Origin of the sequence: Bacillus sp. JJ1503, from assembly GCF_036965125.1 — a bacterium.
GTDB lineage: Bacteria > Bacillota > Bacilli > Bacillales > Cytobacillaceae > Cytobacillus.
The window spans coordinates 23,800-35,903 of record NZ_JBALOZ010000021.1 but is presented as its reverse complement, the minus strand read 5'-3'; the positions used below and the strand labels follow the sequence as shown (position 1 = coordinate 35,903).

The 12,104-nt window shown below is 38.2% G+C and carries 12 protein-coding genes; all 12 read right to left on the bottom strand.

What is annotated here, in order from left to right; translation table 11 throughout:
* Positions 1-90: 90 nt before the first annotated feature.
* On the bottom strand, positions 91-1,776 hold the full coding sequence (gene recN, locus V7149_RS02705; protein WP_335344121.1) for a DNA repair protein RecN: 1,686 nt from the start codon (positions 1,774-1,776) through the stop codon (positions 91-93).
* Positions 1,777-1,791: 15 nt separating this feature from the next.
* Positions 1,792-2,241, bottom strand: coding sequence for a transcriptional regulator AhrC/ArgR (gene ahrC, locus V7149_RS02700; protein WP_335344120.1), 450 nt, complete (start codon positions 2,239-2,241; stop codon positions 1,792-1,794).
* 194 nt (positions 2,242-2,435) lie between these two features.
* Positions 2,436-3,278: a TlyA family RNA methyltransferase gene (locus V7149_RS02695; protein WP_335344119.1), complete on the bottom strand. Its 843-nt coding sequence runs from the start codon at positions 3,276-3,278 to the stop codon at positions 2,436-2,438.
* Positions 3,279-3,281: 3 nt separating this feature from the next.
* Positions 3,282-5,174, bottom strand: a complete 1,893-nt coding sequence (dxs, locus tag V7149_RS02690) for a 1-deoxy-D-xylulose-5-phosphate synthase (protein ID WP_335344118.1) — start codon at positions 5,172-5,174, stop codon at positions 3,282-3,284.
* A gap of 164 nt (positions 5,175-5,338) precedes the next feature.
* Positions 5,339-6,232 carry a polyprenyl synthetase family protein gene (locus V7149_RS02685; protein WP_438824078.1) on the bottom strand — a complete coding sequence of 298 codons (894 nt, stop codon included), beginning with the start codon at positions 6,230-6,232 and terminating at the stop codon, positions 5,339-5,341.
* 2 nt (positions 6,233-6,234) lie between these two features.
* Positions 6,235-6,468, bottom strand: coding sequence for an exodeoxyribonuclease VII small subunit (locus V7149_RS02680; RefSeq protein WP_066293716.1), 234 nt, complete (start codon positions 6,466-6,468; stop codon positions 6,235-6,237).
* Positions 6,469-6,473: 5 nt separating this feature from the next.
* On the bottom strand, positions 6,474-7,814 hold the full coding sequence (gene xseA / locus V7149_RS02675) for an exodeoxyribonuclease VII large subunit (protein WP_335344117.1): 1,341 nt from the start codon (positions 7,812-7,814) through the stop codon (positions 6,474-6,476).
* 224 nt (positions 7,815-8,038) lie between these two features.
* Entirely contained in the window at positions 8,039-8,908 is an 870-nt protein-coding gene (gene folD / locus V7149_RS02670) for a bifunctional methylenetetrahydrofolate dehydrogenase/methenyltetrahydrofolate cyclohydrolase FolD (RefSeq protein ID WP_335344116.1), read from the bottom strand.
* A 43-nt stretch (positions 8,909-8,951) separates the two neighbouring features.
* Positions 8,952-9,338: a transcription antitermination factor NusB gene (nusB, locus tag V7149_RS02665; RefSeq protein WP_335344115.1), complete on the bottom strand. Its 387-nt coding sequence runs from the start codon at positions 9,336-9,338 to the stop codon at positions 8,952-8,954.
* Between the two features lie 287 nt (positions 9,339-9,625).
* Positions 9,626-10,009 carry an Asp23/Gls24 family envelope stress response protein gene (locus V7149_RS02660; RefSeq protein ID WP_335344137.1) on the bottom strand — a complete coding sequence of 128 codons (384 nt, stop codon included), beginning with the start codon at positions 10,007-10,009 and terminating at the stop codon, positions 9,626-9,628.
* Positions 10,010-10,044: 35 nt separating this feature from the next.
* Complete coding sequence (gene accC / locus V7149_RS02655) at positions 10,045-11,403, bottom strand: acetyl-CoA carboxylase biotin carboxylase subunit (protein ID WP_335344114.1); 1,359 nt, start codon at positions 11,401-11,403, stop codon at positions 10,045-10,047.
* A 14-nt stretch (positions 11,404-11,417) separates the two neighbouring features.
* A complete protein-coding gene (gene accB / locus V7149_RS02650) occupies positions 11,418-11,915 on the bottom strand; it encodes an acetyl-CoA carboxylase biotin carboxyl carrier protein (protein WP_335344113.1) in 498 nt (165 codons plus the stop codon).
* Positions 11,916-12,104 lie beyond the last annotated feature (189 nt).

Here is a 12,104-nt window from a genome sequence, read left to right as displayed (position 1 = left end):
ATAATTTTGCCTGTAAAGCGCGCATTTATAACTGATATGGCGATAAAAAAAGCTATCCTGCTTTGGATAGCTTTTCATGTATTTTTTTTTCTACACCTTAATTTTGTTTGCAAGCTGAAGAAGCTCTTTAGCATGCTCTTTCGTTAAATCGGTAATTTCGACTCCTGATATCATCCGGCCAATTTCTTTAATTTTTTCTGCTTCATTTAAAGCTTTAACCGTTGTTTTCGTCCGGCCATCTTTAATATTTTTTGCGATATACAAATGAGTATCTGCCATTGCAGCTACTTGCGGTAAATGGGAGATGCACAACACTTGCGAATTAATGGCAACATGGTGAATCTTTTCTGCAATCGCTTGTGCAACCCTGCCACTCACTCCCGTATCCACTTCATCGAAAATAATAGAAGTAACCCCTTGATGCTTTGAAAAAATACTTTTTAGCGCAAGCATAATTCTAGATAATTCTCCACCTGATGCAATTTTGGAGAGGGGTTTTGATGGTTCCCCTGGATTAGTCGATAAGTAAAATTCAACTTTATCAAATCCATTTTTTGTGAAGTTCTCCATATCTGCTTCAAATTTCACTTCAAATACAGTCTTGTCCATATAAAGCTCTTTTAATTCTTTATGTATTAATTTTATTAAAGTTTTAGCCGTGTTTTTCCTTAAATTTGATAATTCTTCTGCTTCAACTGTAAGATCCTTTCGCAATGAGGAAATTTCTTTTTCTAACTTTCCGATATGTGTTTCTTTATTTTGCAATGTTTCTATTTCTTCTTCAATTTTTGAGGCATATTCAAGAATTTCAACAATTGTCTTCCCGTACTTTCGTTTTAATTGTTGAATCTCATTAAGCCGGTCTTCGATTTCGGCAAGTCTTCTAGGGTCGTATTCCAGAAAATCAAGCTCATTCCGAAGACTTCTCATGACATCCTCAAGCTGATAAAAGCTATTCGACACAGATTCAGCAAGTTCCTTATAGGCAGGATCAACTTCCGCAGCATCTTCAACATGCCCCATAACAAGACCAATCCAATCGAGTCCTCTTTGTTCCCCTTGAAGACCAGCATATCCTGCCTGTAAGGAATCATAAATCCGTTCGAAGTTACTAAGCTTTTTGCGCTCTTCGAAAAGCTCTTCATCTTCATTTAGCTTTAAATTCGCTTTAAGAATTTCATCATATTGAAACTGTATTAAATCTAGCCGATGGGCCATCTGCTGATCATTTTCACTTAATGTTTTTAATGATTTTAATTTTTGCTCATACTTATGATAAACTTGCTGGTATTCTAAAAGTGCAGAGCTTATCTTCCTGCCGCCAAATTGGTCAAGAAGACTGATATGCTTTATTTCGTCCATCAATTCCTGATGCTCATGCTGCCCATGAATATCAATCAATGTACTTCCAATTTCCCTTAAAATCGAAATTGTGACAAGCTTGCCATTGATTCTGCATACACTTTTTCCTGATTTCGAAATATCTCTTCTAAGTACAATCATTCCATCTTCAAGCTCAATGCCAAATTCATAAGCCTTTTTGCAAATAGGATGATTGGGATCTTCAAACTGAAAAAGACCTTCTATTTCTGCCTTTTCCTCTCCATGCCTTACAAATTCAGCTGATCCTCTTCCTCCAACGAGTAAGTGTATCGCATCAATGATAATTGACTTACCAGCACCTGTTTCTCCGCTTAATACAGTTAAGCCCTTGTCAAATGAGATCGAAAGGGCTTCAATAATAGCAAAGTTTCTAATTGATAATTCAGTTAACAAATGAAATCATCCCCATTACAGCATTTCTAGAAAACGATTTGTGATAGCTTCAGTTTGCTCAGGTGTTCTGCAAATAATTAAGCACGTATCATCGCCGCAAATAGTCCCCATTATCTCTTCCCAATCCAAATTATCAATAAGCGCCCCTATCGCCATCGCATTTCCAGGCAGGGTTTTCATTACGAGCAGGTTTCCTGCTGAATCTATCCGGACAAATGCATCCATTAGGTTACGTCTTAATTTTTGTAAAGGATTGAATCGCTGATCAGCAGGAAGGCTATATTTATATCTGCCATCTTGCAGAGGAACTTTTACAAGATGAAGTTCTTTAATATCTCGTGATACTGTTGCTTGTGTTACATTGTATCCGGCATTTTTTAACTCATCTACAAGATCATCCTGTGTCTCAATATCATTATTTGCAATAATCTCCCGAATTTTAATATGACGTTGACCCTTTGTCATATACTCACCCCAATTATGAAAAACGCTATGCGCCTAAATTTTATAACAAACTTCAAAATAGTTGTAAATAAAAGAATAAAATCTAATTATATGTTAGCTGATTTTCCCTATAAAGTACAATTTTTCTTTGTTTTTCATGATATTATTAGTCTTTTAGACATACATAAATAAAATGAAGAGGAATAAGCAGCAGCCTAATCCTCTTCATTTTGCTTTGTCTTAAGTTCTGTATGGGCTTCATTCACTACTGCCTGAGCTTCAAAATTTAAAATATTTTCACCGATTTCCTTCTGACCTGTCCAATAAAGGTGCAGCAGGAATTCAATATTCCCATCACCGCCAGTTATAGGAGAAAACGATAGATTTTTCACATCGAATCCCAGATTTAGGGCAAAGGAAATCATTGATTCTAAAACCTGTACATGGACCTTGGCATCACGTACAATCCCTTTTTTTCCAACCTGTTCGCGTCCTGCCTCAAACTGAGGCTTAACGAGCGCCACTACATCACTGCCTGAAACTAATAAGGTCTTTAATACAGGAAGGATAAGCTTTAAAGAGATAAATGAAACATCAATGGAAGCGAAGGTTGGCATTCCTTCTTGAAGATCGGCTGGTGTTACATAACGGAAATTAGTTCGCTCCATAACAACAACACGTTCATCCTGTCTTAACTTCCAAGCGAGCTGATTGTATCCGACATCAAGGGCATAAGACATTTTCGCCCCATTTTGTAAAGCACAATCAGTAAATCCGCCAGTTGATGCACCGATATCAAGAAGAATTTTGTCCTTCACTTCAAGATCAAATATTTTTAATGCTTTTTCAAGCTTTAGCCCGCCTCTGCTAACATACGGCATGACTTTTCCCTTTACTCTTAGCGGAATATCGCTGCTAACCTTTTCTCCCGGCTTGTCGAGACGAGTTTCATTACTAAATACAATTCCAGCCATTATCGTTCGTTTTGCCTTCTCCCTCGTCTCAGCTAAGCCTCTTTCAACTAATAAAATATCTAACCGTTCCTTCTTTGCTTTCATTCCTTAAGCCCTTTTCTGTTTCTTTCTTGCAAGATTATTTATTCGATCGACTACATCACCCGTAGTCATTCCGATTTCTTCTAATAGCTTATCAACGCTGCCATGCTCGATGAAACGGTCTGGAATACCCATCCGGTCAATTTCTATATGATGAAAGCCGTTTTCATGGGCAAATTCAAGTACCGTACTCCCAAAACCGCCTTGAAGAACTGCCTCTTCAATCGTTAAAATCGGCATATGATCTTTAAATAATTCGAGAAGCATTTTTTCATCTAAAGGTTTAATAAATCTTGCATTGATTACCTTTATAGATTGGCCTTGTTTCTCTAGAATAGCAGCCGCTTTTAATGCCATTGGAATCGTTGTACCGAATGTGAGAATGGCAGCATCTGTACCATTCTTAAGCACTTCCCAAGTCCCAATCGGAATTTTGTGAAAGCTTGTATCCATTGGTACACCCAATCCATTTCCGCGTGGAAATCTCAAAGCTATCGGGCCATCATCATAGTTTACAGCAGTATAAACCATATGCTGGCCTTCATTTTCATCTTTAGGCATCATCAATACAAGATTTGGCACATGTCTCAAAAAGGCAATATCAAAAACACCTTGATGTGTTTCACCATCAGCACCAACTAAGCCAGCACGGTCAATTCCAATAAAGACATTTAAATTCTGCCGGCAAATATCATGCACAACCTGATCATAGGCACGTTGAAGAAATGTTGAATAAATAGCAAGAAACGGCTTCATTTTCTGTGTTGCTAAGCCAGCAGCGACAGTTGCAGCATGCTGTTCTGCAATTCCAACATCAAACATCCGTTCAGGGAATTCACTTGCAAACCCTTCTAATCTAGAGCCTACCGGCATAGCTGGAGTAATGGCAACAATCCGGTCATCTTCTCTTGCTAATTTTCGAACCGTTTCACTTACAAGCGAGCTCCATGCTGGCGGCGTATTAACCGGTTTCACAAAATCCCCTGTTTCAATTTTGTATGGTCCTGTACCATGCCATGTTCCAGTTGTATCACGTTCAGCAGGGGAATAACCCTTTCCTTTTTTTGTAATAACATGCAACAGGACGGGTCCCTCAGTTTTCTTAGCATAGCTTAAATTTTCAAATAAGCTTTCAAAATTATGACCATCTACTGGTCCAAGATAGGTGAAGCCCATCTCCTCAAAAAACATCCCTGATACAAAAAGATATTTAAGGCTATCCTTTAATCTTTCAGCTGTTGAAGCAAGCTTGCCTCCTACTGCAGGGATTTTTTTCAGGAGAAGTTCGAGTTCATCCTTTGCCCACTGGTATTTTCCAGCTGTACGAAGTCTTCCAAGAACATTGTGCAGTGCCCCTACATTTGGAGCAATGGACATTTCATTATCATTTAAAATGACAATCATATTCTTTTTTTCATGGCCAATATGGTTTAATGCCTCTAAAGCCATTCCGCCCGTTAAGGCACCATCACCAATAACAGGTATTACGAAGGATTTTTCTTTTTTCAAATCCCTGGCAATCGCCATTCCCATTGCAGCAGATAATGAGGTTGAACTATGCCCAGTTTCCCATACATCATGTTCACTCTCAGCCATTTTTGGAAATCCGCATAAGCCCTTATATTGCCTCAATGTATCGAATTGATCGGCACGGCCAGTTAGGATTTTATGAACATATGATTGATGGCCTACATCCCAAATAATTTTGTCCTTCGGGCTGTCAAAGCATTTATGCAAAGCAATCGTTAATTCGACAACGCCTAAATTAGGTCCAATATGGCCCCCGGTATAAGACAACTTTTCAATTAGAAATTGGCGTATATCTTGACTTACTGCCTCTAGTTCTTTATTTGATAACCCTTTTAAAAAAGAAGGGTCTTTAATTTTCATTAGATCCATACAGAGGATCACTCGCTTTCATTTCTTTATCATGCACATATCTCTTAGATGTTCATAAAACTTAACCTTATATATGGTTTATTATAACAGTATGAATGAAATCCTCAAGGTAGTGTAGTAATTTGCCAATTAGAGATATTGCCTAATGCTTTATCATATAGTGTTTAATGATTTCGCGTTTCTATTAGTTCAGTAATTTCCTCAAGCAGCTTTGTATTCAGACCTGTAACTGAAAGCTTGGACTTTGCTTGCTGGATATGATGGTGCAGAGCTTCTTTTGCGCCATCCAATGTAAGCAATGATGGATAGGTACTCTTATGTTTAGAAGCATCACTGCCAACAGGCTTTCCAATTACTTCTTCCGTTCCTTCTAGATCAAGGATGTCGTCACGTATTTGAAAGGCGATTCCAAGATGGTAAGCAAACTCAGCAAGTGTTTTCAATGTTTCCTTGTCTGCCCCTGCAAGAATAGCACCTGCCACTACACTGTATTGCAACAGTTTACCCGTTTTGTGAACATGAATATACTCTAATTCATTTAAGTTTAAGGCCTTGTCCTCTCCGCTTATATCAGCAACTTGTCCGCCGACCATTCCTTCAGCTCCAGCTGCTATTGACATTTCTCTAATGAGATTAAGCTTCGTTTCTGCATCCGTAAATTCTGAAGGGGTTTCAGTAATTAATTGGAAGCTGTATGTTAATAAGGCATCACCTGCCAAAATCGCAAAAGCATCACCAAACACCTTGTGATTTGTTGGCTTTCCCCGCCTTAAATCATCATTATCCATGCTCGGAAGATCATCATGAATGAGCGAGTACGTATGAATCATTTCTATTGCTGCAGCAGTTTGAAGACCTTTTCGTGTGTCTTCTCCAAATGCTTCGAGAGTAGCGAATAACAGAAGCGGTCTTATTCGCTTCCCTCCGGCTTCTAATGAATAAAGCATCGATTCTTTTATAACGGAAGGTGCATTCAGTTTGCTGACACTTTCCTTAAACATATTTTCTAACAAGATTTTTTGATTTTTTGCAAATAAAGAAAAGGATGACTGCTGCAAAATTACTCCTCCTCGGAGATGACGAAATTTTCTTTTCGGCCATCCTCTGTCAAAATTTGAGTGAGCTGTGATTCTACACTTTTCAGCTTATCATGACAAAGCTTAGATAGCTCCATACCTTGCTTATAAATATTGATGGCCTCTTCAAGAGGGACGTCCCCTTCTTCCAGCTTTTCTACAATCACTTCTAATTTCTCCATAGCCTCTTCAAATGTTAATTTTTGTTCTGAAGACAACGTATTCACTCCTCTATTTCCGTAACAAGGCAATTAATGATTCCATCAGGTACCTTTATTTTTACTTGGTCATTTTCCTTAATTTGTTTAACGGATTTAATTAAGTTTTCTTGCTTTGTATATACAAGACTATAGCCTCTATCCATAATTTTTAATGGACTTAATGCTTCTAAAGTAGCAATTTTATGTGAAAAGTCTTTTTCTTTAGCGGCTAAAATATTAAGCATGACTTTGTTTAGCTGTTTTTGCATTTTTTCCTGTTGTTCTTTAGAGGCTAGTATTAAATCGTTCAAAGGCTTTCGCTGTATTCGTTTCTGTATTTTCTGCCATTCGTCAATTTTTTGATCAAAAAGCTTTTTAGAACCTTTCTCAAGCTGCTCTGCTAATCTGTCTACCTGCTCAAGCTTTTGTTCATACAATTTCTGCGGGTAACGAAAAGCATATGATTTTTGAATTCTTGAAAGTCTTTCGCTTTTTAGTGTCATATGTTCCTTAAGTGCCCTTAGTAAGCGCGACTCTCGATTTAGAACTCTTTCTGTCAAATCCTCAATATGGGGGACGGCCATTTCAGCAGCACCTGTTGGCGTAGGAGCACGTAAATCAGCTACAAAATCAGCAATAGTAAAATCAGTTTCATGACCAACAGCCGAAATGATGGGAATTTGCGAATGAAAAATGGCTTTTGCCACCTCTTCTTCATTAAAAGCCCAAAGCTCTTCAATCGAACCCCCGCCACGCCCAATAATAAGCACATCTGCCTCATTTAATTGATTGGCTAATTGTATTTGCTTCACAATAGATGGTGCAGCCTGTAAACCTTGTACAAGTGCAGGGAATATTAAGATATTTACCACTGGATAACGCCTCTTAATCGTGGTCAAAATATCACGGATTGCAGCTCCAGTTGGGGAAGTAATAATACCGACTGTCTTTGGAAATTTCGGGATAGGCTTTTTATTTTGAGGTGAAAAAATTCCTTCCTTGTCAAGCCGTTCTTTTAACTGTTCAAAAGCTAAATATAAATCGCCAACTCCGTCAGGATGCATTTCTTTAATATAGATTTGATACTGACCACTTGGCTCATAAACGGTGAGATCGCCTCTAATAAGAACCTTCATCCCATTTTCAGGCGAAAATTTCATTCCCCGATTATTGCTTGAAAACATGACAGCAAGAACGCGGGCTTTCTCATCCTTTAATGTAAAATACATATGTCCGCTGGAATGCTGTTTATAATTCGAGATTTCCCCTTTTACAAGGACATTCTGCAAATGCGGATCAGCATCAAATTTTCTTTTTATATATTTAGTAAGAGCATTCACCGATAAATAGCGTTGGTCTTTCATAATATTCTCCTTATAGAAATGCGCAAGCGCCTTGCTCACCCCCGACAAGCACAANNTGGAGCTAGACAGTTCTCAAATTTGAAAAATGTTCATTATCTTTAGTATACCAACACAACAAAACTGCCCTTTCATTATAGATTTAGTTTCTCAAACCGTCACGTAAAAAGCGTGCAGTGTAAGAGGACTAAAGCATCATTTGAAAAGGGCAGAAGCTAGACAATTTATTAATTTTTACTTTGCAATTTTTGCTGAATGGACTTAGCGGCCTTTAATGTATTGGACATAAGCATCGTAATCGTCATTGGACCTACACCGCCTGGTACAGGTGTAATATAGCTTGCTACTTCTTTCACTTCATCGAAGTCCACGTCTCCGCACAGCTTACCTTCATTATTACGGTTAATTCCAACATCAATAACGATCGCACCTTCTTTCACATGCTCCTTCGTTATGAAATTCACCTTCCCAACAGCTGCCACAAGAATATCTGCTTGTCTAGTAAATTCTTTCAAATCTGTTGTTTTGGAATGACAATATGTAACCGTTGCATGTTTATTTAGGAACAGCTGGCCTGCCGGTTTTCCCACAATATTACTGCGGCCAACGACAACTACATGCTTGCCCGAAATATCTGCATTAATAAAATCAAGCATTTCCATTACACCATATGGGGTACATGGCAGAAACGCATCCTGGCCTGTCATCATTCTTCCAATATTAACAGGGTGAAAACCGTCAACATCTTTATCTGGAGAAATTGTTTCAATTACTTTCACTTCATCAATATGTTTAGGCAAAGGCAATTGGACTAGAATCCCATGAATATTTGGGTTCTCATTAAGTTGTATTACTTTCCCAAGGACCTCTTCTTCACTTACCCCTTCAGGCAGCTCAATTAACTCAGAATGCATTCCAAGATCCTTACACGTTTTCTCTTTACTCGTGACATATGTTCTGGATGCTGGATTATTGCCGACTAAAATCACCGCAAGTCCCGGAGTAATGCCTTCATTTTTTAATTTTTCTACTTCTTCAGCAATAAAGGATTTTTTTTGTCTAGCTATTTCTTTTCCATCAATCAAATTCACAGTCATGTCATCTTCCCCCTAATCATTAATAAAGGAACCTGCTGAATCATCAAAGCTGCTGTTTAATCTTGGAAAGAACTCCATTTATAAACTTGCTCGACTGGTCATCCCCATATAATTTTGCAATTTCAATTCCCTCGTCAATAACGACATTTTGTGGTGTATCTGTGCAAAATAATAGCTCATAAACGGATAGTCTTAAAAGATTTCGATCTACAGTTCCCAATCTTTCTAATGTCCAATTTTCTAAATTTTTCTTAATTGTTTCATCAATTGTTACTTTGTTTTCTACAACTCCATTGACAAGCTGACTGAGAAATTCATTGCTTGGTGAATCCTCTAAAACGTGTTCAATGGCTAAGGCTGGATCTACTTCGCTTACATCAATTTGAAAAATGGCTTGTAATGCTTTTTCTCTTGCTGTTCTTCGTTTCATCTATTATTAACTCCTTTAACAGGGAAAGATTCAGTTAACGCTCAATTTTCTTATACTTACATGGGCTATTATCATTTATGCCATTTACTTCTCTAAAAAATACATTTTAAATCATAGCACAAGTATGTCCAATAAGCACTGAGTAAGAAAAAATTTTTCCCCCGTTAAGCCAATACCTATACCCACCATTACTCTAGCAGAAAACAGAATAAATTTAAACTATGTAAAGAAGATTCAAGTAAAAAAGCCAAAGACAAATTTGGCGTCTTTGGCCTTTTCATATTCAATTACATTTCCTGCTCATATTCCACTGCTTGTTTTTGATTTTCAAAAACGATTCCAACAACATGGACATTTACTTCTTGTGCTTCTAGTGCAGTCATATTCAATAATGCCTGCCGAATATTGTCTTGAATTTTCTGGGCAACATTTGGAATAGAGATGCCGAATACCATAGAACAATATACATCTACCTTAATACCGTCCTCAGAAAGCTCAACCTTTACACCTTTGCCATGATTTTTCTTTCCTAATCGTTCTACAACGCCTGTAGCGAAGTTGCCGCGCATTTGCGCCACTCCTTCTACTTCTGACGCAGCGATACCAGCAATGACTTCAATTACTTCCGGAGCAATTTCAATTTTGCCTAATCCACTATTCTCATGACTCATTTCCAGAATATTCTCGTTCACCTCAGCACCTCCAATTAGTCTTCTTTCTGCATAACATTATACATTTCTAAGAATTTAGTGTTAAATTGACCATCCACAAATTTTTCATGACTAAGAAGCTTTAAATGGAACGGAATAGTCGTGTGCACACCTTCAATAACAAATTCGCTTAACGCTCTTTTCATTCGGGCAATGGCTTCGTCCCTTGTTGCCCCATAGGTGATTACCTTTGCAATCATAGAGTCATAATAAGGAGGAATCATATACCCCGGATATGCAGCGGAATCAACACGAACTCCTAAACCGCCTGGAGGAAGATACATATTAATTCTCCCTGCTGATGGCATAAAGTTCTTCTCTGGATTTTCAGCATTAATTCGGCATTCAATTGACCACCCGCTAAAAGTAACATCTTGTTGCGTAAAATTCAGCTTTTCACCTGACGCAACTTTAATCTGTTCCTTAATCAAGTCAACCCCAGTTACCATTTCAGTAACTGGATGCTCAACCTGAATCCGAGTATTCATTTCCATAAAGTAAAATTTACGATTTCGGTAATCATAAATAAATTCTATCGTGCCAGCGCCTGTATAATCAACTGCTTTTGCTGCTTTTACTGCAGCATTTCCCATTTCTTCACGTGTTTCCCCATCTAATGCTGGAGAAGGTGTTTCTTCTAATAGCTTTTGCAGTCGTCTTTGAATCGAGCAATCTCTTTCTCCAAGATGAACTGTATTTCCGAATGTATCAGCTAGAACTTGAATTTCAACATGGCGGAAATCCTCAATGTACTTCTCTAAATACACGCCCGGATTGCCGAAAGCCGTTAAAGCTTCCTGCTGGGTTATAGTAATTCCTTTTACAAGCTCTTGCTCATTACGGGCTACACGTATTCCTTTTCCACCGCCGCCTGCTGTTGCTTTAATAATAACCGGATATTCAATCTTGTTAGCAAGCTCTATAGCTTCCTCAATATCCTTTATAATTCCATTCGAACCTGGGACAATTGGAACACCTGCTTCCTTCATTGTCTCTCTTGCAATATCCTTCGTTCCCATTTTCGTAATGGCCTCAGGCGTTGGACCTACGAAAATAATATTGCATTCACGGCATAGCTCAGCAAAATCTGCGTTTTCTGCTAGGAAACCATACCCTGGATGAACCGCATCACAATCTGTTAACTTTGCGACACTTATGATGTTGGTGAAATTTAAATAGCTATCTTTAGACGCTGTCGGCCCAATGCAATAGGCTTCATCAGCAAGCTGGACATGAAGCGCATCCTTGTCAGCCTCAGAAAAAACGGCGACCGTTTCAATCTCCATTTCGCGGCATGCACGAATGATTCGAACAGCGATTTCTCCCCTGTTTGCAATTAGCAGTTTTTTAATCATCCTGTTACCGCTCCTTATTCTGCTTTTACTAAAAATAATGGCTGGCCGTATTCTACCAATTGGCCATCTTTCACTAGTACTTCAACAATTTCCCCATTGACTTCAGCTTCGATTTCATTGAATAGCTTCATTGCTTCTACGATACAAACAATCGAGTCACTAGAAACCTTAGAACCCGCCTTTACATATGGATCTGAATCTGGTGATGAGGATTGATAGAATGTTCCAACCATTGGAGAAACAATTTTATGTAGGTTCTTCGTATTAGCCTCTGCTTCCTTAACAGGTTCTTGAACAGCAGTTTCAACTGGAACCTGTTGAACAGCCGCAGTTTGTACTGGCTGTGGAACTTGAACTTCCTGAACTGCAATCTTCGCTGGCTGAACAACAACTGCTTCAGCCGTATTCTTTTTCATTTTTATTTTCGATCCTTCATGCTCATATACAAATTCATCAATATTTGACTGATCGACAAGCTTAATAAGCTCACGAATTTCTTGTACTTTTAACATATTGGGCACCCCTTGTTTTCACTTGAGTCCATATATTTCTGGCTAATTCACCTGATGAATAATGAACCCGTAGAATAATTTATGACTAGCTACTAATATCATACGATAAAATCTTGTTCAAATTCAATCATCTATTACGGTTATGAATAATAATTATGCCCAATTACCCTTTTCTCAACGAATTTTTTC